This is a genomic window from Sphingobacteriales bacterium, assembly GCA_016700115.1.
Taxonomy (GTDB): domain Bacteria; phylum Bacteroidota; class Bacteroidia; order Chitinophagales; family UBA2359; genus UBA2359.
Map to the genome: position 1 here is coordinate 1,137,386 of CP064999.1, position 25,609 is coordinate 1,162,994.

A 25,609-nucleotide genomic window follows, 5' to 3' on the forward strand; every position below is an offset into this window, starting at 1 on the left:
AGTTCGATATAGAAGAGGTGATTTTCTATTGTGTGATTCATCGTCTGTTGAAAAGCAAATCAAAACATCAAGCATTTAAAGATCAGAAATTGTTTTATGGGCTAGGAAACATAATTGGGTTGCAAGAAATTTACCGAAGTTTAGATTTTTTGTGTGATAAAAAGCAGGCAATTGAGACACAACTGTTTTACCATAAAAAAGGCGTTTATGCTAAGCCCATCGAAGTTGCTTTTTATGATGTAACGAATTATCACTTTGAGACAAACAGAGCAGATGCTTTACGCGAATTTGGGTTTAGCAAAGCTGGAAAGTTTAATGAAGTACAAGTGGTGATGGGCTTATTTATAGATAGCACAGGCAGACCGATAGGCTACGATCTTTTTCCGGGTAATACTTTTGATGGTCAGACGATGGTAGATGCGCTGAAAATGTTAGAAAAGCAGTTTAATATAAGAAAAGTCATTGTAGTAGCCGACAAAGGTCTCAACTCGAAAGAAAATTTTAATTTAATACGTCAAGCGGGCTATGACTACATTGTTAGTGCCCGCTTAAAATCGATGCCCCAAAAGTTGGTACAAAAGATTTTGGCAACTAATGATATGGAGACAAAGACTGTGTGCGAGGATACGGGTGAAGTAACATTTAGCTGGAAAGTGTTGGATTACGAAACAACCTACAGCGATGCCAATAAAAGAAACAAAAATTGCAAGATAAACTCCTAATTACTTGGAGTGCCAAAAGGGCAGCCAAAGACGCAAGAGACAGGGAAAGACAAATACAAAAAGCAAAAGTCAAATTAGACAACGGAGCGGACTTGCAAAACAAAAAGGGGGCTAACCGATTCCTGAAAATGGCGGAGAGTACCAATACAAAAGCTGCTGAAATAGACCAAGAACGAATAGATGAAGATGCAAAATGGGATGGTTACTACGGCATACAGTATAGTAAAACGGATATGACGAACGAAGAAGTCTTGGCAAACTACCATCAATTATGGAAAATAGAAGAAAGTTTCCGGGTATTGAAGACCACCCTATCCACTCGACCAATTTTTCATTGGACACCCAAAAGGATAAAAGGACATTTCATGACCTGTTTTTTAGCATTCATGCTCGAACGGACGGTGGAACTAACCCTAAAGTTTGCAAACATCAACTTAAGTCCATGCAGTATTAAAGAAGAACTCAATCAAATGCAATTGTCTGAACTAACAATTGATGATAAAAAGTACTTGCTGAAAGGTGCTGACACAGCATTAACCAACAAAATCCTTTCGGCATTTCGTATCCCTCCGTTCAAAGACTTAACTCCAGCGAACTAAATAACCCGTTTTGTAGTGGCAACTATGCCATTTTGAGAAAACTTAACTCGCTGATTATCAATGGTTTGTGAAATTTAACTGTCAAAGTCAGGAAAATAGGGTTTCAACATCTGTATAACCTGAAAGGAGGCATACAAGCTTATCATTAAGTAAAATCAAAAGGCGCATTGTTCTTTATTTTTAGAACAATGCGCCTTTTTTAAATACCCTTTTGTAACAGGTGTTTATCAGAAAGTTATAGCTCAGAGAACAATTTGTTTTTCTTCTACCATTTTTCGCATATTGATCAGTGCATACCGCATTCTTCCCAAAGCGGTGTTGATACTGACATCTGTAATAGCGGCAATGTCCTTAAAACTCAAATCGGCATAATGACGAAGAATGACCACCTCTTTTTGTTCGGCCGGCAAACTCTCGATTAAGCCCCGCACTTTGCCAACGGTTTCATTGCGTTCCATTCTGTCTTCGGCGGTCTCTTCTGCAAACTTGAGCACCTTAAAAATATCTTGCCCGTCTGCATTGGTGATCGTTGGAGTGCGCTTGGTTTTGCGGTAATGGTCCACACAAAGATTATAGGCAATACGCAACACCCAAGGCAAAAACTTGCCTTCTTCAGAGTACTTGCCTCGTTTTAAGGTTTCAATTACCTTGATAAAGGTATCCTGAAACACATCTTCAGCAAGCACCTCGTCTTTCACAAAGAGGAGAATAGAGGTATAGATTTTGTCCTTGTAGCGGCGGATCAATTCGGACAAAGCCCTGTCATCGCCTGAACGGTACATCCGAATCAGCACTCTATCGCCAAATAATTGCAAAGTCATAATTTTTTGTTTTAAGGCATAAATTGATTGACTATCAATCAATAGAAGGCGTAGAGTTTTATTCGATAAACCGTAATTTTATGAGGTGAAGAAAAAAATTAAGCGCAAAACGATAAAATCGGCGTTTTGTTATACAAAATTAGTAAAAACATCCAACGCACAAAATTTTTTTTTCTTTTTTTTTGATTATTTTAACGTTTTAATGTCATTTACTTAACAAAACAACATGTATCGGGTGTTTGAGTGGATATTTTCCGATAAAATGGGCTTCATCTGCCCGCTATCTCATTTCTGGAAAAACATTATATGCTATTTTAAAGCTAATTCGTAAAATCTTGTTTTAGTGCTGTTTCAATCTGAAAAAATCGTGCCAAACCTGTTAATTGCTCATTTTTAAAAAAAATAAAAGTGCGATGTCTTCACGCAAATACCCTTTGACTAAGAAATAGCTTTTCTTTATACTTTTACAGAGCATTGATAAACTCCTATTCAGACCATATTGTTTAATCATGGTTTATCAGATTTAGTTTTTTCGTTTAATTATTTGCAGTTCTAACCGGCAAAATTTGTTTTCAACCTTTTTATATGTACGTTCGACCCGAAAACCTACTTACTCATCAATTCGAAGACCTGGATCCCCGATACTTTATTATTATAAAAGGTGCCCGTCAGCATAATCTTAAAAATGTGGATGTCGCCATTCCTCGAAACCGTTTAGTGGTGGTTACGGGTGTTTCGGGAAGCGGTAAATCTACCCTTACCATTGATACGCTTTATGCCGAAGGGCAACGTCGCTATGTTGAAAGCCTTTCTTCTTATGCAAGGCAGTTCCTGACCCGGATGAATAAACCTGATGTGGACTATATAAAAGGTATTAGCCCGGCTATTGCGGTAGAACAAAAGGTGGTTACCCGCACTTCCCGGTCAACGGTAGGAACTTTGACTGAAATTTACGATTACCTGCGATTGCTATATGCGAGAATAGGACGCACATATTCCCCAATTTCGGGCGAACCGGTCAGAAAAGATGAGGTTTCTGATGTAACTGATTATATATTTTCACTTCCTGCCGGCACTTTGGTTCAGATGTTCATTCCTTTGCATCTTCATTCTCAGGCAAAAGACGGGGTTAAAAAAGAATTTGATCTCCTGCTTAGAAAAGGGTTTACCCGGATTCAATACGGTGGACAATTACTTAATATAGAAGATACCGACCCCGAGCAGATAGAAATTAATATGCCGGATCTAAAAATCTTAATAGACAGATTGGTAGTAAAACCGGACGATTACGACATACAGACAAGAGCTGCCGATTCGGTCAATATCGCTTTTTTTGAAGGACATGGAGAATGTATTCTTATAACCGGAAATGGCGAAACCAAACGTTTTTCCAACCGTTTTGAGCGGGACGGCCTGAGTTTTGACGAACCCAATGCACACTTTTTCAATTTCAACAGCCCTTATGGTGCTTGTCCGGTTTGTGAGGGGTTTGGACAAGTAATTGGGGTTGACGAAAACAGAGTCTTTCCTGATAAAAACCTTTCGGTCTATGAAGGAGCTATCGCCCCCTGGCATGGTGAAAAAATGAAAGCGTGGAAGGATGAATTGATTTTGCATAGCCATAAATTTGATTTCCCGATCCACCGCGCCATTGCCGACCTCACACCACAGGAATATCAATTATTATGGACCGGAAACGAATATTTTGAAGGGTTAGATCAGTTTTTCAGATTTTTGGAGGAACAATCGTTTAAAATACACTACCGCATCATGATGGCAAAATACCGGGGAAGAACGGTTTGCCGCAACTGCCAGGGAAGCCGTCTGAGGCCTGATGCACAATACATCAAAATAGGAGGCAAAGCAATTACCGGCTTGGTGAACCTGCCAATAAAAGAGGTAAAAGCCTTTTTTGAACAATTAGAACTTAACGATCACGACAAAGTGGTCAGCAGTAGAATCCTGATGGAAATAAACAACCGGTTAAAGGTAATGACCGAAATAGGGTTGGGATATCTGACGCTCAACCGGGTTTCTGCAACTTTATCAGGCGGAGAAACTCAACGCATTAACCTGACCCGCTCTTTGGGAAGCAACCTGACCAATTCTATGTATATCCTGGACGAACCCAGTATCGGGCTTCATTCAAAAGATACGGAAAAACTGATTGAAGTTTTGAAACAATTGCGAAATCTCGGCAATACAGTAATTATTGTAGAGCATGACGAAGAAATTATGCGCGCCGCAGACTATTTGATTGACATGGGTCCATTAGCCGGTCATTTAGGAGGTGAGGTGATCTTTGACGGAGCGCCAAAGGAATTGCCCAATTATCCCGAGAGTCTGACGGCTCAATATTTATTAGGAACAAAAACTGTTTCATTGCCCGGTAAAAAAAGGGTGCCTAACCGGTTTATTGTCATTGAACAAGCCCGGCAACATAATCTTAAAAACATCACCGCACGTTTTCCGCTTCAGGCAATTACCGTTGTTACAGGAGTAAGCGGGTCGGGAAAAACTACCTTAATCAAAAACATTCTTTACCCTGCGCTAAAGCTAACCCTGAAAGAACCGGCCGATATTCCGGGTATTTTTGGAAAACTGAGTGGGGAGTTGTCCGAAATTTCGCGCATCGAACTTATTGACCAAAACCCTTTGGGCAAATCTTCGCGCTCCAACCCGATTACCTATATTAAAGCGTATGACTCGATCAGGGATTTGTTTGCCCATCTTCCTATGTCAAAAGCCAGAGGTTTTCAACCCAAGCATTTTTCGTTTAATGTTGAAGGCGGGCGCTGCGAATCTTGTCAGGGAGATGGTGAAACCGTTGTGGAAATGCAGTTTTTGGCAGATGTGCATCTGACTTGCGAAGATTGCAATGGCAAACGGTTTAAACAAGAGGTCTTGGACGTGGAATATAAGGGTAAGTCTGTTTACGATGTGCTGGAAATGAGTGTTGATGAAGCATTGATTTTTTTCGGAGACCTGAAAGACATCAGCGGCAAACTAAAGCCCCTTGCAGATGTTGGTTTGGGTTATGTTAAATTAGGACAATCATCCAGTACTTTAAGTGGAGGAGAAGCACAACGGGTAAAATTGGCTTCCTTTCTAAGTAAAGGAAGATCTCAAACCCCCATCTTATTTATTTTCGACGAACCCTCAACCGGATTACATTTCAACGACATCAATAAACTGTTGCAGTCATTTAATTCTTTGGTAGAAAACGGGCATACCATCGTTGTGGTAGAACACAATCTCGATATTGTAAAATGTGCCGATTGGGTGATAGATTTAGGACCTGACGGAGGTGATGAAGGAGGCTATTTATTATTTGAAGGCCCGCCCGAAGAACTGCAACATTGCGCGAAATCTTATACCGCCAAATACTTGAAAGTTAAGTATGAGATGGAAGGGGGGGGAGGAAGTGTTTAGGGAAATGGCGGCATAAAAAAGCAAGTTGTTCTGTTATATAAAACATCCGCTTACTTTAACCCAAACAAATATCTTAGAACGCATAAAATTTGAACTGTATAGAGCAATTATAATGGATTAATACGAATTTGCAATACCTATTATTAGCCATTAAGCCAAGCATCCAGTTCCTTTTCGCTTTCTATTAACCTTTTGTCGCCAATTGTTTTAAGCGGCACAAATTGGCAATATTCGATTGCATTGTTGTAATTTTTTAAACACCTTTTTACTTCCCTTTCGTTAAACCAAACGTCTAAATATATGCCCCATTCATGATTCCAATAAAGAGCTAATTTATGATCATACACCGAAAATTCAAGTTCTTTTCCGGGATTGGAAAATTGTCTGCTAAATCCTTCTAAATCTAACAATAATCTTATTTTAATACCCAAATCACGAATATGTTTTCTTAGAACTAATTTGTTTTTTTCAGAGTGATCTATTTCAGCTCGGCTACTGATGATAAAAGTACGTTCTACATGAATTCCACGCTGAACCATTCTTTCATTGGCTGATAGCCAATGTTTTGCAGCGGGAGTACTCCAATAATCCAAATCTTTATAGCTCATAGCAAAACATCTTTTCATTTCGAATTCTTCAGCTATATATTTATACAGTTCATACATGGGTTTGCCGGTAATAAACATCTGTTCGTTTTGATTCATTTTATCCAACATCTCCAATTGCTCGTTGAGAATATAGTTCAAGGCAACAGTAAAAGTGGCTGCACCTTTATCAGGTTTAATATTGACATTAATTCCTACGCCTGCAAGTTTTTCTGACAACCGGAGCAGCCCCTCTATTTTACGCTCATCCAGTTGGTCTAATAGCGTAATTATTTTCTCCTTATTAGTTCCAAACCATAGCCTTTCAGCACTCTCTCCGTCCAAATTTACCGCATATTGACAAAGCTTGTCAATAAATCCGGCATTTGCGATTACCATACCCTCTTCATTTTCAGACTCTTCTTTTAGTAAAAGATTATACTTTTTCTGAAATGTTTCTGGTATAATTTGTTTTCCTTTGACCTTTTTGGAAATATCGTCGGCCAAATCTTCAAAAAAAATACCCATAGGCTCATTATTTTTCAGTATAGCTTTACCGTTTTTTCCTGTTTCAACTCTTTTTTTAGACTGAGTAGAGTCGTATTTTAAAAAGACATCATTGATAAGTTTTCTGAAAAAGGGAATGGGATAGCTTGGCATACTTAATAAACTACGTTGGTTTCAATTTAAAGAAGAACAATATTTTCGACACATTGCTTTGGAATTTGTTAGGCAATCAGCTTTCTCTGCATTTTTTTAGCATTTTTTTACTTGTGTCCGCAAATTTAAGTCGAAAAAATGCAAAATATTACAGAATAGGTTTGAATAAAGATAAAAAAAGTAAAAACAAAATGCAATTTGTTTGTGCTTTTGTACTCAACAAAAGCTATATTTGTTAAAAACGTATTATTCCTATTTTTTAAAAAAGTAAAAACAGACAAATTGCAGAGACAGGACTTAAAGTGCAAGTACAAACAAACAAATAAAGAGAATTTATAGTGTTATATTCTTATCATACTTAAAAAAAAGCGCTATGAAAAACTTAAACTTACTTATTGGTTTGACAGGAACGGCTGCTACTGTTTTACGATTTAATGGCTATATCATTATTGATAATGAACGTTATGTAGCCCGTTCACAGGTATGGATTGAAGCTGGTACGATTGTAATTGTTCGCAAAGTAGAGTTTAATCAGCTGATTGTTTCTCCGCTCGTCTAAGTGTACAGGTCTATTCTTCAGTGAGCTTTTTTTAGAAGTTCTACAAAGCGATTTAATTCCCCATCAAAACAAAACCACTCCAATACAAAGGGGGGAATTCCTGTTCTATCAATTCGGTTTTGGCGGCTGCGATAGCTTCTATGTATGACTTTTGCGACAAAATGTGCCGAAACAACGCCTGTGTAAACAAAGAACTTGGTTCGTCTAAAACTTTAAACAGGGTATAGATGACATTTTTAGCTCCGGCATATAAAAAACCTCTGTTCATGCTGTTCATCCCATCTCCTTTGTTATGATTGCCAATTCCACTTTCGCAACAACTCAAAACGACCAGATCGGCTTGCAGTTTTAGCTGGAAAGCGTCTGATATATATAATACCGAGTTGCCGGAGGTTTCGGGTAATGGTGAAAAAATCAGCCCGGTTTCTTCTGGATTATCTGTGTTGTAATCTCCATGCCCGGCAAACAAAACATACTTATATCCTGAAATCTGCTCCTTAAAGGCCTTGGTGGTTGCGTCCAAATGTAATACTGTTTGAGATTTGAACTGATGTTGTGAAAACAATGCCGAAATTTTGCAAACTTCAGTTTCTGTTTGCATTAGTTCTGTATAGTCCAATCCATTCAGGGTGATTTTCCGAAAAACCTGAGGGCTATCCGTCTCTAATATTTTGCGGTAGTTTGTATTGCTGCTTCCGGGTTGAATGTCCGCTTTAATTTCTTCGGGAGAAAGTCCATCAGCCCAGAGATCTTCTTCAAGGGTTGACATGGTGTTTTGCCTGTAATTGGAATATACCGGCGCAAACCCTATAAAAGAGGGTTCCATGTCGGAAATCCAAGTTGGATTTTTTTTGCGGTGATAGTGCCAAAGAGTTGCTGAGGAATGATAAGTAACTAAAAATAACTCAATCAGATATGGCAATTTTGAGAACGGGGAATAAACATTGGAGGATTTGGTCAGCAAAACTTCAAAAGGCAACAATGCAAGTGCTCCATCGGGGATGATGATTAGCCGGCTTTTTGATGGCAATGACAGGACATTTAAAACAGGTTCGAGCAACAAAAGATACAATTCATGGGCAACTTGTATATAGTTTTCCTTTTCTTTAGTTTCAATATCAAACAAAAAAATCTTCTATCAACTCTTCAAAGTTTTCCGGTTTTAGTATTTGAAAAGGTGCGAATTTTGAAGCTGTGATGCCGAACACATGGATGTATTTTTTACCAACATTGTAGGCCAACATCGCTGTTTGGGTTTCTTGAAGCATTTCCTGAACGTTTTCGACCGAAGTTATCGCGGTTTGATATTTTACCTGATGATAGTCGGGAAATTCCTGTTCAAAAAGCCTGATCAGGGTCTTGTATTGTTGATTCAATTCAAACAGGTTGTTTTGCCATTCATGAATTAATTCGGTGTTTCGCGTTTCGACCGGTTTGTTTTTTTCGTCGTTTACTTTCCGAACAAGCACGGCAGTTTCTTTGGTTAGATGCTTTTCGTTCTCAATCAAGTCATCGGGAATTCCGGCACTTAGAAGGGTGTCTTTATTTCTAAGTCTTAGAAACAATTGTACTGCTTTACTTTTTTCTGAAAAAGAGAACGCCGCACGGCTAAATTCATTATCGGGCATTTGCATAGCATATCTATTTCATAATATAATAGACTAAGATAACCGATGTAACCAGATTTTTTTATTGGTTTGATTGGGTTGCATTTTGATGGTGAATTACTGCCATTTCAAAAGCGGCCTCTATGGCATCATTGTGTAAATCTGCACCCAATCCCAACCAATGGAGCTGGCTTTGAGTGTCGTTTAAGTCAGGAAGCAGTTTTTCTAAAAGTTTGGAAGAAGTTTGGTAGGTACAAAAAGCAGCATAGGCTTCTTTTGCTGCCCGATGTGTGCGGGCTTTTGCTTCTAACGTTTCCCAAAGTCTTACCGGCGATGAGTAGTCTTCCAACACCGGATTATAATATTGGTCGGCTTCTATATAGTTTTTATACAGACAATTCAGTGATTTTATGTGGTTGGCCATAGCTAAAGAATATTGTCCCTGATGGCGATAACAATTGGCTATATTGTTAAAACTGACCGACATTTCGGGGTGTTTTTCGATCAATATCTTTTCCCTGACTTCCAGACTTTTGAGATGATATGTTAACGCGGTTTTGTAGTCTCCGGTTTCGGAATAGACCATTCCTATATTTGTGTACGATTTTGCAATATCAGGATGAGTTTCGCCCCAGTTATGTTTCCAAATATCTAAGCTTTTTTCATAGCAGGCAATGGCCTCGCTGTTTTTACCTAAATTATTATACACCGCCCCCAGACTGTTATAATTCCACGCTATATCGGGATGAAGTTCGCCCAACAATTGGAGTTGAATGTTAAGGCATTGTTCATAATAGGTAATTGCCCGGTTAAAATCGCCGGTTTTGTAATAAGAGACCCCGATATTTCCATAGCTGTAAGCGGTCAGGTTATTTAATTTACCGTAGATCTGCTCTCTGATGTATAAGGCTTTGGTAAAATAGAGCAATGCTTCGCCATGTTTTCCTGTTGTGGAAAGTACTGCCCCGATGTTATTATAGACATCGCCTAAATTTGAAGAATATTCTCCGGTAACCTGAAGGACAATATTCAGGTTTTTTTTGTGGCACTCTAATGCTTGGGCATATTCGCCCAATTGCAAATAAACAGAACCTATATTTCCATACATTCGGCCTACATTAAAATTTAATTCACCATACAAACTAATATATATTTGCAGCGATTTTTGGTAATAAGACAATGCTTCTTCCTGATTGCCTTTAAAACGATAGATAGTTCCTATATTATAATAAGACGTTGCTGTTAAAGAATGAACCTCCGAAAAAATTTCTATACAGATTTTTAATGCTTTTTCTCCATAAGACAAAGCCATCTCATTTTGCCCCTTTTTCCTTAAACACTCGCATATCTTGTTTAAGGTGAGGGCGTACTTTTCCCAATCTTTGTGATGAAAATATACGAACTCTATCTGCTCAAAAATACTAAGACTATCAGCAAGAAGGTCTTTATTAAGCAGTTCTGTTGCCTTGTCATATTGCAGGTTGGCTTCTTCCAACCCAATCATTTTTTTTCCACCCTTCATGTAAAACAGATTGTTTGCAAAGCTAATAAAAAAACAACTATTTCGTTTCGCTTATGAAAAAAAATTGGTTTGTGTGATTGTCCATTTTTTCTTTGCTATGAGAGAAAAATGAAAGTATCCGATTTATTATCCTTTCCGCTATAAAATTCTTTAAAGCACAGCTTTAAATTTTTTACTCTGTTCTAAATTCTGACCTAAAACGCAATGATTCTATCTAATAAGAAGCTATGAGGCGGGTCAAAAAAGGATGGATATGTTCTAAACTGCACTGATAAAAAGTCAGGTAATTGAAAGATTCTATTTCTTAACTTCATCCAAGATTGTTTGTCGTTTTATTTAACCCTCATATCCCTGCACCTCCAGGTCTTTTTGTCAATCAGTTGCCAACCTTTCCAAAACAACACAATAAATAAAAAGGGTTTTACTAATTTTGCACCCTCAAATCAGGATATTGCTTTGATGTTCTGATATTTTGGTTTCATTCTTACATGTTATCCCTGTTAAAATTATGAATAAACATCTTGTACTTGCCGGCAGGTTTCTGTTTGTTTTCTTAGGAATGTTGTTTTTTGCTGTATTTACTTCGTCCAATCTGACAGACCCTGTTTTGTTTAGTTATGCCAATGAAAAGGTTACAAAATCGGAGTTTTTGTATGTGTATGAAAAGCACAATGCGCAGGACAGCGCGCGTTTCACTAAAAAATCTATTGATGAATACCTCGAATTGTTCATCAATTTTAAGTTGAAGGTAAAAGAAGCCGAAAGCCTGGGATTAGATACGCTTGCAGGAATAAAATCACAAATCAGCGACTATTACAAACAACTTGCAAAAACCTACCTCTACGACAAAGACATCAGCGAACAATTGATGCGGGAGGCTTATGAGCGCATGAAAACAGAAGTAAAAACCGCTCATATCTTAGTGAAACTTGCCGAACAGGCTTCGCCCGATGATACCGTGAAAGCTTACAACAAAGCTTTGAGCATCTACCGCCTTTATGCAGAACAAGGTCAGGACTTTGGCAAACTCGCCGAAAAGTATTCTGAAGATCCTTCGGTTAAAGACAATAAAGGCGATTTGGGATATCTCTCCGCTTTTCAAACCGTTTATCCGTTTGAAACTGCCGTATATACCACACCAAAAGGTAAAATTTCACCTCCTGTTCGCACACAGTTTGGCTATCACCTCGTAAAAGTAGATGATATTCGACCCGCTCGCGGTTCGGTTCATGTGGCTCATATCCTGATTAAATCTACCGAAAAAGACACGATTACACAACAAAAAGCAGCCGAAAAACGGGCTTTGGATGTTTACAACCGCCTCAAAAAGAAAAAAGTAACTTTTGAAGCGGCTGCCTTGGCCGAATCGGACGATAAAACTACTGCTAAATCCGGAGGCGAACTTCCTTGGTTTAAAAGCGGAAAAATGCTTCCCGAGTTTGAGGAGGCTGCCTTTGCGCTCAAAAAAACCGGCGACATCACCAAGCCATTTAAAACCAAATTGGGCTGGCATATTGTAAAACTGTTGGAAAAAAAGGGAGTTCCTTCTTATGATGAACTAAAAGACGAACTCAAAAAGCGGATTGAACGGGATAACCGATCCCGGGTTTCTCAGCAGTATTTTGTTGCAAGACTTAAAAAAGATTATCAGTTTACCGAAATGGCAGACGAAAAAACCGGCGTTCTTTATGCAATGGCCAAATCGCCCTCTTTGCAAAAAGGACAGTGGAAGGCTGACAGTTTAGGCAATAACATTGTTTTGAACAAACCTTTGTTTACCATTGCTTTTCCAAAAGAAAACCATCCCCGCACCTATACTGTGGCCGATTTCGCTGCCTTTGCCGAAAAAAATCAGTTCCGTGCAAGAAGCCGCAACACCGAAGAAACTGCCGGAAGGTTGTACAACCTGTATATGGAAGAATTGCTCATGTCGGCTGAAGAATCGGTGCTTGAAACCAAATATCCCGAATTTGCGCGCTTGTTGAAAGAGTTCAGAGACGGCAATTTGCTCTACGAACTGATGAGCAAAAAAGTCTGGAACAAAGCGATGGAAGATACCGTTGGTTTGCGCAACTTCTTCAATTCCAATAGCAACAAATATGTATGGAAGGAGCGGGCAAATGCCTATATTTTTACATTTACCGACACCGAAACCGCAAAAGAACTGCGCGCTAAGACAGAAAACGCTACACCTGAAGAGCTTGCAGCTATGGAAATGGAGGCAAAATCCGGAAAAGTTCAAAAATTCAAGGTGGAAAGCGGCGCTTACGAAAAAGGGCAACGCGCCGTACTCAATGGAATAGCGTGGAAAAAGGGGATTTCAGATATGATAGACAGTCCGGACGGAACCCATAGCTTTGTGGTCATTACCGAAATAATGCCGGCCGGTCCTAAAAAATTGGAAGAATCCCGCGGTTATGTTATTGCCGATTATCAAAGCAAGTTAGAGGCTGAATGGGTTAAAGAGTTGCGCACCAAATATGCCGTTAAAATAAACAAAGACGTTCAGGAGAGTTTGTATAAATCCAAGTAAATTTTTTGGCCGTCAAAACAGTCTTTTCCGTTTTCGGACCCCCTGTTTTGACGGCTTTTTATTTAATTTTTAACCCTCCGTAATCAAGGCTCTCTTACTTTTTGTGCTTATGTGTTTTCCAAAAGTATCTTCTTTTTTTTGTACCGTTTCAACCATCTTGCTCTATGGGGCAGTTTGGTTGTTGCTGTTCAACGGATGTGGATATTTTTCGGGTAAAAAAGCAGGCGATCTGCTGATTGCACGTTCGGGAAACGCCAAACTTTACCGGTCTCAGTTAACCGGAATGGTAAATCCGGAAACAACGGCACAGGACAGTATTCAAATCATCAACCAATATGTTGAAAACTGGGTCCGGCGGCAAATTTTACTACAGCAAGCCGAATTTGAACCTAACAACCAGATGCCCGGAATTGAACAACAATTGCAGGATTATAAAGAGTCGCTGCTCATCCATAATTTTGAACAACAAATGCTCGGGGCATTTGCAGATACCCTCATCAATCAGGATGAAATCGCAAGCTATTATGAACAAAACAAAACAAATTTTCTGCTTGAAGACAATATCCTGAAAGCTGCATTTGTGATCACCCCCAAAGGCGAAACCCGTAAAGATTCGGTCAAACTTTTGCTCAAAAAAACAGACGAGTTCTCGCAGCAAACCCTTGACAACCTCACTAAAAAACATCAATGGCCGTCTTCATTACCCCATAGCTGGAAAACCTGGGATGACCTAAAAAAGCAAATTCCGCTTGAAGACAACGATTTCAACCTGATTTCCAGAAATCGTTTTTACCAAAACTCTGATGCCGTCAACTCCTATTTTCTTTCAGCAGAAGCGGTTGTTTCCCGCGGCGAACCGGCTCCTTTGGATTATTGTATGACGGAAATCAAAAAAATAATTGTACATAAACGCAGCCTTGAATACCTCCGCCAAACCAAAAACCGTTACTACAAAGAGGCATTAAACAAAGGTCTGATAGAAATTTTCAGGCAACCTTAAAGTTGTTTATTTTTTTCCTGATACCAAAGCTTATCTCTTTGCTTCAAACCATTGACATTCTTGTTCTTTTATACAATTCCTTTACAAACATGCGATACTTCACCTTTTTTATAGCGCTCTTTTTGGTTAGTCAAACTCCTGCTTTTTCTCAGGCGTTGGTTGTTGACGAAATAGCGGCAGTTGTAGGCGACCGGATAATTTTAATCTCTGACATAGAAAATCAGTACAATCAGTATCGGAACAGCGGTACTGCCGATGACGGAAATCTGAAGTGTATTGTTTTGGATCAGCTTTTATTAGACCGTATGTTTCAGACACAAGCCGAAATTGACAGTATTGAGGTGCAGGATGAAGAGGTGGAACGGGAAATAGACAACCGGATGCGCTATTTTTTAAGCATGTTTGGGGGCGATGTCGCTAAGTTCGAAGCCTATTACGGCAAAACCATCCTTGAAATAAAAGACGATTTTCGGGAAGAAGTGCGGGGCATTTTAATGGCGCAAAGAATGCAGGGGCAGATTTTGAGCAATGTAGCAATTACCCCTGCCGAGGTCAAAAAATACTTTGAAAGCCTGCCTCCCGACAGCATTCCTTATTACAATGCCGAAATTGAATTGTTACAATTGGCCATTCAGCCAAAAACCAGCCGCACACAAAAAGATGCGGTAAAAACAACTTTATTAAAACTGAAGCAACGAATAGAAGAAGAAAACGAAGATTTTGCGAGGTTGGCATCTTTGTATTCCGAAGACCCGGGTTCTGCACAACAGGGAGGAGATTTGGGATGGACCAACAGAGGGGATTTTGTGCCCGAATTTGAAGGAGCAGCCTATAAACTGAAAAACAACGAAATATCGCTGCCCGTAGAAAGCAAGTTTGGGTTTCACTTGATTCAGATGATTGAGCGCAGAGGGGAAAAAATTCATACCCGTCATATCCTGATTAAACCCAAAGTAACTGAAGAAGATTTACAAGCTACCCTTTCCAGATTAGACAGTATCCGAACTGCAATTTTGACCGATACGACACTCAGCTTTAAAGAGGCTGTAGAAAAATTTTCGGAAGATGAAGAAAGCAAAGCCACCGGAGGGCTGATGTATAGTCCCGAAGGAAGCAGTTTTTTTGAAATGAACGAATTAGATCCGACCATCTACTTTACCATTGATACTATCCGCGAAGGGCAAATTTCCAAGCCTGTTCCCTACGAAATGAGAGACGGCACAAAGGGGTACCGCATTTTTTATGTTCAAACCCGGACAAAACCCCATAAAGCCAACCTGCAGGACGACTATAACCGCATAAAAATCATAGTGGAAGAAAGAGAAAAAGAACGAATCATGCTAAAATGGATGCAACGGCGGATTCCGAAAACCTATATCCGCGTTGATGAGCGGTTTCTCGACTGCCCTACCGTCCAAAAATGGACCCCCAATACTTCTGAATAACCAGACAGTGCTTTCTTTACTTCCAACCGTATTGTTGACCCTGCTCGCTTGGGGTTAACTATCTGCTTGTAGCTTTACAAATTCGGAAATAAACTGCCGTATTCGGGTTTAACCACACCGAACGAACCCTTTTTTGCCCTTTTGTTAAATAAGGTTAAAAAAAGTGAATTCTTTTGTTAAACTTTTAACCTTTATCGAGTCTAAGTCTATTGTTTGTAAAAAGTTTTAACCCATACATTTTCAAAAAATCATCTCAAACAACGGTTTAAACGCTTCTGTTTTTTTTAAACTGTTAATAACTACGAATATAACAACCAACCATTAAAGAATTTACCTGTCCGTTGTCTTTTATTGATATGCCCGCCTTAGGTATTAACCTCGAGTTTGTAGTTCCATTGCATATACCATATATAACAAAAAAGAAACCGGAAATACCCTGCTCTCATAAAGTTCAACTTCATTCCATAATTTTTAAACTTTTAAAGCTATGTTAAAACAAATGTACAGACTTGTAGTTTTGTTTGTGCTTATGTTAGTTTTCGGAGTGTTTACAGCAAAGGCCTGTCCACCACCGGTTACTATAGAAGTAAACTGTCCAACCGGAGATTGCGACATCACCATTGTTACAGGCGATAATAATGAAATCAGTCAGGAAGGGAAAAAAGGTCCTATTGCAGAAATCGTTGACGATATTCTGGATTTTTTGGGAGGAATTTTCAAGAAAAAAGAGGGTGGTGGTGATGACGGTGGCGGCGGAGAAGGTGATGGCGGCGGAACTGAAACAGAAACTCCCGGTGGAGATGGTGGTGAAACTCCCGGAGGTGGAGACGGTGGAAGTGGTGAAGGAACTGAATCCACCAGCCAATCCAGTTCTTTTGAAAAACATTTAGATCAGATTGCCAATTACTTTGAAGGTGCTACGATAACCAAAGAAGGGGTTGTCCTGCAATATCCGCCACAAACCGAAACCTGCAAATCCGGTTTAACGATGACTTACAATATTGATATTCCCATTCCTCAAAACTGGTTAAAAAAATACAACATTACCGGTAAACGCAAATTAAAAGCCGGTACTTACACTACCACCAAAAAGGGACGATTGTTGTTGCCTTTTAAAAATGCGTAACCAACCGAAAAACAGCCTCCTTTCTAAAATGAATGTGTTTTTTTTCTTTTTTAACATCTAAAAACAAATGAAATGAAAAAGTACTCTTTTCTTGCTTTTCTGCTCACTGTATTCTTGGCAGCTTCTGCTTTCAGTTATATATATATGGCAGAAAAAAGCCCGGCTAATCCTAAAAAATTGATGTGGACACCTGAAAATGCGACCACAAAAACGATAAACAGTCATACCGTAGAAGTTACCGGAGGTCAGGCCTATGAATACCTTGCCATTAGTGAAACCGGTCTTTTACTGCCGCCTGCAAAAAGTGCTAAAATATCGTGTACCTGTACTGCCGGCAGCGGATGTAATCCTTTTTCCGGACACGGACACAAAGGCTGTTCGATGGATGGATGTACGAGTTGTAGCGGAACTGTTTCTGTCAAAGCATTAAACCCGACAGGAGGACATTCTGAACAAACAGTCAGCAACGGAGGGTTCGCTCTGAAAAAAGTGAAGGTAGAGTTTGCAAGTGTTGAACAGGCAAAAAAAGGTGCCCTGGTCTTTAACGCTTTATTGCAAACTGAAAAAGCGCAAACGGCCATTAATGAATTTAAAGCAAAAATTCCTGCCTCTTCAAGCGGTGATAAAGTATATACATTAGTCAGTATCGCCGGTCGTATTGGTATGATGGAGTTGCCAAAGAAATTTGTTACCGACAACAAAGGCATTGTTCTATTAGGCAGAGGCACTTGTTCCTGTACCGAAGGCACTTGTACTTATTCCTCAAGCATGGGCGTTGAAGGTTGTTCGGGCAATTGCACCGGTACTTGTTCTTTGACCACCGGCTATAAAGGAAACAAAGGACATAAAGAGGAAATAATTATCGATTCTTTCGGTTTTTAGTCAGCCACTGTTCCAAATAATTTAAAAAGCCTGATAAAGCATATTTGCCTTATCGGGCTTTTTTTTTGGGAGGTGTAGGAGAAAATTACTAAGGTCAAATATATTTAGTCCTTATTTTTACAAAACCTATAAGTTTTGGCATACCTAATAGATTTGAAAGAAATAAAGGGGGCATAGTCCTGTAATCTTCGCAGCATAGAAAAACCAAGAAACCTCAGGGGCGTAGCTCTGACTTCTTAACCAATAAATATCTAAAAATTTTTATCGTTTAAAAATGCAACGCCTAAGAATCTAATACAGATCTACATTTAAACTTTACCTAAATAGGTACAATTTAATATGGGCGATTGTGTAAAGTTTATTGGTAAAACAATTTATTCTGACTCCAACGTTTTTTAAATCAACCGCAGATTGATACATTTACCGCACTATTTGACAAACAGATTGTTTTATTGTCATTAAATGTTCTATATTATTATTTTAAACTGCTAAATACTTACGATCATTCTTACCATAGCAGATATATTATTACTTCTACTATCGGGCATTATCGGTGGATTTATTGGCGGATATCTGGGTATCGGCGGTTCGCCTGTTTATATCGTGGTCTTTAATTTTTTCTTGCTTCACTTTTATGGCGGACAACTTAGCAGCGAGGAAGTATTGCAATTAACCATAGCGAATACCGTTTTTGCCCGTACTTTGGCCAGCCTTGCCGGATGTTGGAAACATGTGGTCAATCACAATTTCTATACCCGTACCGTCATCACCATTGCCATTCCCGCAACCCTGTTTTCGTTGTTTTTTACCCATATTCTGGCAAAAGCCAACTATTCAAAAACCGTGTTTTCTATTGTGTTCATCGCCATGTTTATCCCTTTGTTGTATAAAATGGTGATTGACGACACGCATAAAAAAGTCTTCAACCACCCTTATCGAATCAAAGTGGTTTTTCTGAACGCAGCAGGCGCATTAAGCGGCGTTCTAACTGCTTTGTCCGGATTGGGCACCGGTTTTGTCCTCATTCCTTTACTGAACAGCCTGTTTAATATCAAAATCAGAAAAGTTACTTCCATTTCGTTGGGGGTTTTATTCATCACTTCCCTGTTTACCACCATTTATTACATGCTGTTTTACAACGTAAGCACCACCCTGCCTTATACTTTCGGAGGCATTTCTATGTTGCTTTCCCTGCCGGTTTTGGTGGGTTCTCTGGTAGCTTCTCCCTTAGGTGTGGCAGTTTCTCAATACCATACCCCCAAAACCATCCGAATTACTTTTATTGTTTTTTGTTTAGTTATAACCCTCCACGAAGCTGCAAACTTAATCTTAAGTTTGCTCTGAAATCCGGTTTAAACCACAATACTTCGCCGGTTTAAAAAAGCATTCGGGAAACTCTTTCACCAATTCCATATTTGTCATTCCGGTCAACATTCCTGTTTTTATCCAGCAGGTTTTTTACTTTTTTCCCCTTTCCAACAACCAACTTCACCTTCAATTGTTAATCAACAAAACTAATGATTATGAACCGGAAAGAATTTCTCAAAAAAGGACTGCTCGGTACCGGTATTTTTGCAGCCAATACCGTTTTGGGCAACGTGATTCACAACAAAATTGACGAATTAGCCCCTTTGGACGTTCTCGGATTTAACCACATCCCCAACACACAATCTACCATCATGAACAATATTGTCCTGCACAAAGCCAATACCAGAGGCCGTGCCAATCATGGATGGCTCGATTCTTACCATTCTTTTAGTTTTGCCAACTATTACAACCCCGAAAGGATGCACTTTGGCGTTCTCAGAGTATTGAATGACGATACCGTTGCCCCTTCGATGGGGTTTGGCAAACATCCGCACGACAATATGGAAATCATCAGTATTCCGCTCGACGGAGACCTTCAGCACAAAGACAGCATGGGAAATGTGCAGGTCATTAAAAAAGGGGATATTCAGGTTATGAGTGCCGGTTCGGGCATTACCCATAGCGAGTTTAACAACAATGCAGACAAGGAAGTGAAGTTTTTGCAAATATGGGTATTCCCAAACAAGAAAAACGTCAAACCCCGGTACGACCAAATTTCTCTGAACCCTGCAGATCGCAAAAACAAACTACAGCAAATTCTTTCGCCCAATCCTGAAGATGCAGGAGTTTGGATTCATCAAAACGCATGGTTCCACCTCGGCAGTTTCGACAAAAGTAATTCTGCCCAATACAAGGTAAAAACATCAGGCAACGGCGTATATGCCTTTGTCATCAAAGGCAGTTTTACCCTCAACAATCAAACCCTCGAACAACGGGACGGTTTGGGAATCTGGAATACGGAAACCGTTGAACTAACGGCCTTGACCCCAAATGCCGAAATCCTGTTGATGGATGTTCCTATGACTGTGTAATTGAAACTATATTTAAATTTTTTACCCGGCAATACTTTCAAAATCAATATTGACCGGAACATAATCTCTTGCTTTGTAAAATGACCAAAGAAGCCATCACCCGGTACCCCGTGCTCGAACAAATCAAAAAACGCTGGAGCCCAAGAGCTTTTACCGAACAGCCTGTATCTCAAACCCTACTCATGCAGTTGTTCGAAGCCGCATCGTGGAGTTTTAGTTCCGGAAATTCCCAACCCTGGAACTATGTTTATGCGCATCGCGAAGATGCCGAAGCCTTCGGCAAACTGTTTGAATGTCTGACCGGCGGAAACCGCGCCTGGGCCGGCAATGCCGCCGTTTTGATAATGGCTGTTGCCAAAACCCAAACAGAAGATGGAAAACCACTCCCATGGGCTTATCATGATTTAGGGTCCGCCAATATGTGCCTGATGTTGGAAGCTACAGCCAACGGTTTATACGGTCATCCGATGGGAGGATTTGATGCCGCCAAAGCAAAAACCGATTTTAACCTGCCGGACGGTTATGTACCCCTCGTTTTTATAGCATTAGGCTACAAAGGCATTCCGGAATCGCTGGTCGAACCCTTCAAAACCCGGGAATTAAACCCAAGAACCCGACTGCCCATCGGCAATTTTGTACATCAAAATGAATGGAATCAACCTCCCTCTGACGTTTAAACCAAAAAATAACGAAAAACAACCATAGCTTCTTCAAAAAAAGCCGGTTTTGAAGTTAGAAATGCCCCAAAACCTGTTTCAAAAAACTTTTTAATTGCAATTTTCCTCTTTAAAATTGCAATTATCTTCGTTTAAATTGACTTTTGAAACTTTAAAATTGTAATTTTCTTCTCTCAAATTGACTTTTGAAACTTTAAAATTGTAATTTTCTTCTCTCAAATTGACTTTTGAAACTTTAAAATTATAATTTCCTTCTCTCAAATTGACTTTTGAAGCTTTAAAATTGCAATTTTATTCTTTAAAATGTCAATTTTTTAGGTTAAAATTGACATGTTTTTTAGCCCTGTTTTCAACCTGTTTTTCAACATTTGGATGACGATGGGGTAAAACTGAGGTAAAGGTCGTTATTTTTTTAGGTAAGCCCCCCCTGTTTTCGATTAAACGGTGCATTATTTTGCATGCCGGCTGATTTTTTGTTTTTAGAACCCATGAAACAGAATTGGAATAATGTATCAAAGAACTCGGTCGGGTTTCTGAATAACAAGGTTTGGCGATTTTATAGAGGTTTGTGCCGTTTTAAAAGTTGGTAGTATGACGGCATTGTTCAAAGTTTCAGCTATAAATTTACAGTCAGCCCCAAAGCGATAAACGGCACCTCAAAAACGTTTATTATTCAGAAAAACGCATAAAAACTTCAAAATAATGAGCCCTGAAAACATTGAATTGACCATAACAGTTTTGGACGACTTAAATGCTTTTTTTCAATTTCAACTTGACAAAGAAGCCAACTATTTAGCGGCTTTTACGGCAAAAGACTCAAACGACAAAACTGCCTATATTGAAAGATATGCAAAATACTTAAAAGACCCCACTAAAAATTTGCAGACAATCAAAGTGAATAATGTAGTTGCAGGCAGCATTTCAAAATTTATGATGGAAGGCGAAGCAGAAATTACCTATTGGATAGATAAAAAATTTTGGGGCAAAGGGATTGCTACGTTTGCGCTTAAAAAATTCCTGACTATTGAAAATACAAGGCCTATATTTGGAAGGGTGGCTTTTGATAATTTTGGCTCGCAAAAGGTTTTAGAAAAAAACGGCTTTGTTAAAGTAGGAACAGACAAAGGGTTTGCAAATTCACGACAAACGGAAATCGAAGAGTTTATTTACAAGTTATCAGGCTGAAACCGGTAGAGTTTTGGTTGAGTGGTGCAACACTCTCTATATATTGATGGCAAGTGAAAATTAAACATATCAAGGCTTAATAATGGAATTAAAAGGATGGAAACTAATTTATAGTCTCACACTACACCTGTTGCTTATAAGCTTTTTCGGATGTACAAGTATTGTTACAAATGATAAGGAGAGAAAAACAGATAATAAAGAAGAAGAAAATTCCCCCACCTCAGAAATAAGTAATAAACAGCTTGGAGAATACCCGGATACGATACAGTTAATTACTATAAATGAAAAGGTAGGTGTAGAAAAAAATCTTTGGTGTGGATGTGAGGTAGGAATGACAATTTTTGAAGGAGAATATGCCTTGAAATTTGGTAAATCAATGCTTAATATAGGTAGTCAATCATTTTGTCAGGGCAATAAACTCCATAGTAAGACGATAACCACACAGGAGGTACTAAACAACAAAATATTTATACTGTATCAATATGCTTCATGCAATGGGCATTTTGTGGAAATTTACGGATACAATAAAAAGAAGGAAGAGTTATTTCAATATCTGTTTAAGTACGAAAATCATGAAACTACTGAACAATTGTTCACTTCCGGAGGCATCAGCATAAACAATACAGGCGCGATGAAGAATAAATTTTATTCTAATGTTGAAACAAAACTTGTCTTACAAGAATGGAAGATAAATGTTGAACAACGGGAAATTTTGTTAGAAAAATCAATGCCTAATCCACATGAATAGCTGTAAAATTCCGAACTACCGACAATGGTAACGATTGTTCAACGGTTTAAATAGTTGCTAAAAAAATATTGGACGATATTGATTGTACAATATTTAAAGCGCTTATAGTTATTCCATCCTTTCATGGTTGTTTAAAACATGCCGAAAAATGAAAATCCCGTTATTACCAGATTTCGTTTTTTCCCAAAACGCCCATTCCGAACAGGGCAAAATCGTATTTGACGGGGTCTGACGGGTCAAACTTTTTTAAGTTTTGGGTCAGTTCCAAAGTGGCTTTCCAGTCGGTTTGTTTGCGGGTAAGCAAACCGAGGTTTCGCGCAATGCGGTCAACATGCACATCGAGCGGGCACAGTAGTTGCGAAGGAAGAATTTGTTTCCAAAGCCCGAAATCTATTCCGGCAGAATCTGTTCTGACCATCCACCTCAAAAACATATTCAACCGTTTACACGCCGAATTTTTAACCGGGGTGGAAATATGTTTTCTGGTTCTGAGCGGGGCAAAAGGCAAACCGAAAAACAAATTGTGAAAACCGGCTAATGCCTTTCCGGTATGTTCGTCTTCAGGAAGCAGGTTTTGGGCAAAGGCCTGTTCCAAAGAAAGGTATTGTTGGTAGTATTGTTTGAAAAAAGCAATAAAATAGAGTGCATCGGTGGGGTTAAATGTCCGGTGTTTGAAGTGGACAAATGGTTTCAGGTCTGAATCTGTGCAATTTAGCACAAAATCGCAAGGGCTGTTATCCATCAATCGGAGAAAATTGGAGGCACTTTTGATGATAGCTTTTCGGCTTCCCCAGGACAGGATGGCGCTGATAAAGGCTGAAATTTCAATATCGGGTAGTCGTGAAAAACGGTGGGGTATTGAGATGGGGTCGTTTTCGATAAACGAAGGGTGGTTAAACTGAGCAAATTTGCTTTCGAGCAATTCGGATAACTGGCTGTCTGTCATGTTTGGAAAAGCGAGTCGGGCAGTTAGAGTTGGGGCGAAATTACCCGTTTTTTTCGTTGCGGTGATACCGGTTAAACAGGGCGGTTATGTATTTTCCAATTATATCGAACTCAAGGTTGACCAATGTTCCGGGACGGTAAGTATGAAAAACGGTATGTTGATAGGTGTAAGGAATAATGGCAACGGTAAATTCCCGTTCGGTTGCCCTGACAATGGTCAGGCTTGTGCCGTCCACACAAACGGAGCCTTTGTCCACCAGAATATTATCGGTCAGGGGTTCGTAGGAAAAGGTAAAATAACGGCTGCCGTCTAATTCTTCAATTTTGGTGCATAAGGCGGTTTGATCCACATGCCCTTGCACAAAATGTCCGTCAATGCGGTCATTTACCTGCATACATCGTTCTAAATTGACCGGATGCCCCACCTTTAACCGGCTCAGATTTGTTTTCGACAAAGTTTCATAAATAGCGGTAACCCGATGCAGGCGTTCCTGAGCGTTGACCTCTACCACAGTGAGACAAACACCGTTATGGGCGACACTTTGGTCAATTTTTAGTTCGGGACTGATGTCTGATTGAATGGTCAGATGCAGGTTTGTTCCCTCTTTTTCGAGGGCATAAACCGTTCCGAGTATTTCGATAATGCCGGTAAACATGAATTTTGACGAAGATTTTTATTTTAGAATAGGCAGCAATCCCTACGGGTTTTTATCCCCAATACTATTAACCTGTCTGCGAACATCCGCGTAATCAGCGGGCGTAAAAAACATAACAAAAAAACATAGCCGACAGATGACGGAATAAAAATTAAACAAACAGGTCATCAGGTAGCACTTCGGACCATCCATCGGGCAATTTCAGAAAGGGTTACTTTTTTTCCGTAGAGCAAAATGCCGGTGCGGTAAATTTTTGCAGACAGCCAGACCATCGCCAAAGAACCTGCTATCAACAATACCATTGACAACAGTAATTCCCATACCGGAACACCAAATGCAATGCGAAAAGGCATGATGATGGGCGAAAACAGCGGAATGAGCGAAGACCAGAAAGCCAGCCCGCTATTGGGAGATTCCATGACGGCACTTAAAATAAAAATAGAAATGATGATGGGCAAACTGACCGGAAAAGTAAGCGACTGGGTTTCACTTTCATCGTTGACAGCCGACCCGACAGCAGCAAACAAAGCGGCATACATGATATAGCCAAACAAAAAGTAAAAGATAAAGCCGATTACTAACATTCCAACCGGAAGGTTGCTTATCTGCTCTTGTATGCTTTGCGCTATTTGCATGGCTTGTTCCATCTGTTGTTCATTCCCCCCAATTCCACCGCCACTGCCAAAGGTTCCGGACATACCGCCAACACTTCCTCCGACTAAAAAGCCCAAACCGAGGTTGATTAAAAACATCAAAACAACCCAAATAACAAACTGGGTTAAGCCCACTGCTCCGATGCCTACTATTTTACCAATCATCAACTGAAACGGGCGAACCGAAGAGAGCAACACCTCCACAATGCGGTTTGTTTTTTCTTCCATCACCCCGCGCATCACCATCGCTCCGTAGATAAATATGATCATGTACATCAAAAATCCCATAATAAAGCCCACCGCCGTTGCCAATCCGGTGTTTCCGGTGCTTCCTCCCGAAGCCTTTTCCGAAACATTCACCTGTATTTTCTGAACCCGGTTATAAACCTCGTCATTCACTCCCAACTCTGCCAGTTTCAGCTTTCGCAATTCGTCTTTCAGTTCGTTTTGGATATATGACTTTGCAGAAAGCCCCAGTAGTTTGTCCGAAAAATAGGTAATGCCGTTGGGATTGTCCAAATTGAGTTGTGGGATATACAAGACCCCATCGTACCCCTGCTCAATATAATTAGATTGTAATTGTTCCAGCGTTTCATTGGACTTTTTAAAATACAGCGTTTCTGTGTCTTTAATGCGGTGGGCAAAATTTCCCGTATCATCTTTGACCACAATTCTAAGCGTATCAGAGTTAAACGCAATCAATATAAACTGAACCGCAAACAACAATAAAAATCCGATGGGGACAAGCAGGGTGGTTAAAATAAAAGATTTCTTTTTCACCCTGCTCAGATATTCTCTTTTTATGATAAGCCCAATTTTTCGCATAAATACCAATAAGTTTGAAGTTTTAGCCG

22 protein-coding genes are annotated in these 25,609 nt (G+C 39.6%); 14 read left to right on the forward strand and 8 right to left on the reverse strand.

Annotated features, from left to right (window positions below; genetic code table 11):
* Positions 1-17: 17 nt before the first annotated feature.
* Positions 18-722, forward strand: coding sequence for an IS1634 family transposase (locus IPM47_03785; GenBank protein QQS30081.1), 705 nt, complete (start codon positions 18-20; stop codon positions 720-722).
* Positions 704-1,321 carry an IS1634 family transposase gene (locus IPM47_03790; GenBank protein QQS30082.1) on the forward strand — a complete coding sequence of 206 codons (618 nt, stop codon included), beginning with the start codon at positions 704-706 and terminating at the stop codon, positions 1,319-1,321. The genes IPM47_03785 and IPM47_03790 overlap by 19 nt, the downstream gene beginning before the upstream one ends.
* A gap of 242 nt (positions 1,322-1,563) precedes the next feature.
* On the opposite strand, the gene IPM47_03795 is transcribed toward IPM47_03790, so the two are convergent.
* The gene (locus tag IPM47_03795) at positions 1,564-2,142 is read right to left on the reverse strand and encodes a sigma-70 family RNA polymerase sigma factor (protein ID QQS30083.1); all 579 of its coding nucleotides are present in this window, start codon (positions 2,140-2,142) and stop codon (positions 1,564-1,566) included.
* A 585-nt stretch (positions 2,143-2,727) separates the two neighbouring features.
* On the opposite strand from IPM47_03795, the gene uvrA reads away from it, so the two are divergent.
* Complete coding sequence (gene uvrA, locus IPM47_03800; protein ID QQS30084.1) at positions 2,728-5,574, forward strand: excinuclease ABC subunit UvrA; 2,847 nt, start codon at positions 2,728-2,730, stop codon at positions 5,572-5,574.
* A gap of 143 nt (positions 5,575-5,717) precedes the next feature.
* On the opposite strand, the gene IPM47_03805 is transcribed toward uvrA, so the two are convergent.
* Entirely contained in the window at positions 5,718-6,818 is a 1,101-nt protein-coding gene (locus IPM47_03805; GenBank protein QQS30085.1) for a hypothetical protein, read from the reverse strand.
* A 373-nt stretch (positions 6,819-7,191) separates the two neighbouring features.
* Here IPM47_03805 and IPM47_03810 point away from each other — a divergent pair, with 373 nt between their 5' ends.
* Positions 7,192-7,377 carry an NfeD family protein gene (locus IPM47_03810; protein ID QQS30086.1) on the forward strand — a complete coding sequence of 62 codons (186 nt, stop codon included), beginning with the start codon at positions 7,192-7,194 and terminating at the stop codon, positions 7,375-7,377.
* 52 nt (positions 7,378-7,429) lie between these two features.
* Here the strand turns inward: IPM47_03810 and IPM47_03815 are convergent, their stop codons facing one another.
* Genes IPM47_03815 through IPM47_03825 form a run of 3 tightly spaced genes read right to left on the reverse strand, consistent with a single transcriptional unit; the run spans position 7,430 to position 10,506 of the window.
* Entirely contained in the window at positions 7,430-8,503 is a 1,074-nt protein-coding gene (locus tag IPM47_03815) for a CHAT domain-containing protein (GenBank protein QQS30087.1), read from the reverse strand.
* On the reverse strand, positions 8,496-9,011 hold the full coding sequence (locus tag IPM47_03820) for a hypothetical protein (GenBank protein ID QQS30088.1): 516 nt from the start codon (positions 9,009-9,011) through the stop codon (positions 8,496-8,498). Before IPM47_03820 ends, IPM47_03815 begins: the two co-directional genes overlap by 8 nt.
* A gap of 55 nt (positions 9,012-9,066) precedes the next feature.
* A complete protein-coding gene (locus tag IPM47_03825; GenBank protein ID QQS30089.1) occupies positions 9,067-10,506 on the reverse strand; it encodes a tetratricopeptide repeat protein in 1,440 nt (479 codons plus the stop codon).
* Positions 10,507-11,014: 508 nt separating this feature from the next.
* On the opposite strand from IPM47_03825, the gene IPM47_03830 reads away from it, so the two are divergent.
* From IPM47_03830 to IPM47_03875, 10 genes are all read left to right on the forward strand, one after another.
* Complete coding sequence (locus IPM47_03830; GenBank protein ID QQS30090.1) at positions 11,015-13,039, forward strand: peptidylprolyl isomerase; 2,025 nt, start codon at positions 11,015-11,017, stop codon at positions 13,037-13,039.
* A 109-nt stretch (positions 13,040-13,148) separates the two neighbouring features.
* Complete coding sequence (locus IPM47_03835) at positions 13,149-14,039, forward strand: hypothetical protein (GenBank protein QQS30091.1); 891 nt, start codon at positions 13,149-13,151, stop codon at positions 14,037-14,039.
* 89 nt (positions 14,040-14,128) lie between these two features.
* Positions 14,129-15,484 carry a peptidylprolyl isomerase gene (locus tag IPM47_03840; protein ID QQS30092.1) on the forward strand — a complete coding sequence of 452 codons (1,356 nt, stop codon included), beginning with the start codon at positions 14,129-14,131 and terminating at the stop codon, positions 15,482-15,484.
* Positions 15,485-15,983: 499 nt separating this feature from the next.
* Positions 15,984-16,610 carry a hypothetical protein gene (locus tag IPM47_03845; GenBank protein ID QQS30093.1) on the forward strand — a complete coding sequence of 209 codons (627 nt, stop codon included), beginning with the start codon at positions 15,984-15,986 and terminating at the stop codon, positions 16,608-16,610.
* A 72-nt stretch (positions 16,611-16,682) separates the two neighbouring features.
* A complete protein-coding gene (locus IPM47_03850) occupies positions 16,683-17,492 on the forward strand; it encodes a hypothetical protein (protein QQS30094.1) in 810 nt (269 codons plus the stop codon).
* Positions 17,493-17,984: 492 nt separating this feature from the next.
* A complete protein-coding gene (locus IPM47_03855) occupies positions 17,985-18,836 on the forward strand; it encodes a sulfite exporter TauE/SafE family protein (protein ID QQS31376.1) in 852 nt (283 codons plus the stop codon).
* A gap of 179 nt (positions 18,837-19,015) precedes the next feature.
* Positions 19,016-19,891 carry a pirin family protein gene (locus IPM47_03860; GenBank protein ID QQS30095.1) on the forward strand — a complete coding sequence of 292 codons (876 nt, stop codon included), beginning with the start codon at positions 19,016-19,018 and terminating at the stop codon, positions 19,889-19,891.
* Positions 19,892-19,971: 80 nt separating this feature from the next.
* Positions 19,972-20,568 carry a nitroreductase family protein gene (locus IPM47_03865; protein QQS30096.1) on the forward strand — a complete coding sequence of 199 codons (597 nt, stop codon included), beginning with the start codon at positions 19,972-19,974 and terminating at the stop codon, positions 20,566-20,568.
* Positions 20,569-21,270: 702 nt separating this feature from the next.
* Positions 21,271-21,753, forward strand: a complete 483-nt coding sequence (locus IPM47_03870) for a GNAT family N-acetyltransferase (protein QQS30097.1) — start codon at positions 21,271-21,273, stop codon at positions 21,751-21,753.
* An 82-nt stretch (positions 21,754-21,835) separates the two neighbouring features.
* Entirely contained in the window at positions 21,836-22,501 is a 666-nt protein-coding gene (locus IPM47_03875; GenBank protein ID QQS30098.1) for a hypothetical protein, read from the forward strand.
* 163 nt (positions 22,502-22,664) lie between these two features.
* Here the strand turns inward: IPM47_03875 and IPM47_03880 are convergent, their stop codons facing one another.
* From IPM47_03880 to IPM47_03890, 3 genes are all read right to left on the reverse strand, one after another.
* Positions 22,665-23,447, reverse strand: a complete 783-nt coding sequence (locus tag IPM47_03880; GenBank protein QQS30099.1) for a TIGR02757 family protein — start codon at positions 23,445-23,447, stop codon at positions 22,665-22,667.
* A gap of 40 nt (positions 23,448-23,487) precedes the next feature.
* Complete coding sequence (locus IPM47_03885; GenBank protein QQS30100.1) at positions 23,488-24,102, reverse strand: riboflavin synthase; 615 nt, start codon at positions 24,100-24,102, stop codon at positions 23,488-23,490.
* A gap of 167 nt (positions 24,103-24,269) precedes the next feature.
* Complete coding sequence (locus IPM47_03890; GenBank protein QQS30101.1) at positions 24,270-25,580, reverse strand: ABC transporter permease; 1,311 nt, start codon at positions 25,578-25,580, stop codon at positions 24,270-24,272.
* Positions 25,581-25,609: the final 29 nt, after the last annotated feature.

Coding starts and splice junctions, on each gene's coding strand:
- IPM47_03860 (QQS30095.1), top strand. CDS start 19,016: ATGAACCGGAAAGAATTTCTCAAAAAAGGACTGCTCGGTACCGGTATT.
- IPM47_03830 (QQS30090.1), top strand. CDS start 11,015: ATGAATAAACATCTTGTACTTGCCGGCAGGTTTCTGTTTGTTTTCTTA.
- IPM47_03845 (QQS30093.1), top strand. CDS start 15,984: ATGTACAGACTTGTAGTTTTGTTTGTGCTTATGTTAGTTTTCGGAGTG.
- IPM47_03875 (QQS30098.1), top strand. CDS start 21,836: ATGGAATTAAAAGGATGGAAACTAATTTATAGTCTCACACTACACCTG.
- IPM47_03885 (QQS30100.1), bottom strand. CDS start 24,102: ATGTTTACCGGCATTATCGAAATACTCGGAACGGTTTATGCCCTCGAA.
- IPM47_03890 (QQS30101.1), bottom strand. CDS start 25,580: ATGCGAAAAATTGGGCTTATCATAAAAAGAGAATATCTGAGCAGGGTG.
- IPM47_03820 (QQS30088.1), bottom strand. CDS start 9,011: ATGCAAATGCCCGATAATGAATTTAGCCGTGCGGCGTTCTCTTTTTCA.
- IPM47_03870 (QQS30097.1), top strand. CDS start 21,271: ATGAGCCCTGAAAACATTGAATTGACCATAACAGTTTTGGACGACTTA.
- IPM47_03840 (QQS30092.1), top strand. CDS start 14,129: ATGCGATACTTCACCTTTTTTATAGCGCTCTTTTTGGTTAGTCAAACT.
- uvrA (QQS30084.1), top strand. CDS start 2,728: ATGTACGTTCGACCCGAAAACCTACTTACTCATCAATTCGAAGACCTG.
- IPM47_03805 (QQS30085.1), bottom strand. CDS start 6,818: ATGCCAAGCTATCCCATTCCCTTTTTCAGAAAACTTATCAATGATGTC.
- IPM47_03880 (QQS30099.1), bottom strand. CDS start 23,447: ATGACAGACAGCCAGTTATCCGAATTGCTCGAAAGCAAATTTGCTCAG.
- IPM47_03835 (QQS30091.1), top strand. CDS start 13,149: ATGTGTTTTCCAAAAGTATCTTCTTTTTTTTGTACCGTTTCAACCATC.
- IPM47_03825 (QQS30089.1), bottom strand. CDS start 10,506: ATGAAGGGTGGAAAAAAAATGATTGGGTTGGAAGAAGCCAACCTGCAA.
- IPM47_03795 (QQS30083.1), bottom strand. CDS start 2,142: ATGACTTTGCAATTATTTGGCGATAGAGTGCTGATTCGGATGTACCGT.
- IPM47_03865 (QQS30096.1), top strand. CDS start 19,972: ATGACCAAAGAAGCCATCACCCGGTACCCCGTGCTCGAACAAATCAAA.
- IPM47_03850 (QQS30094.1), top strand. CDS start 16,683: ATGAAAAAGTACTCTTTTCTTGCTTTTCTGCTCACTGTATTCTTGGCA.
- IPM47_03810 (QQS30086.1), top strand. CDS start 7,192: ATGAAAAACTTAAACTTACTTATTGGTTTGACAGGAACGGCTGCTACT.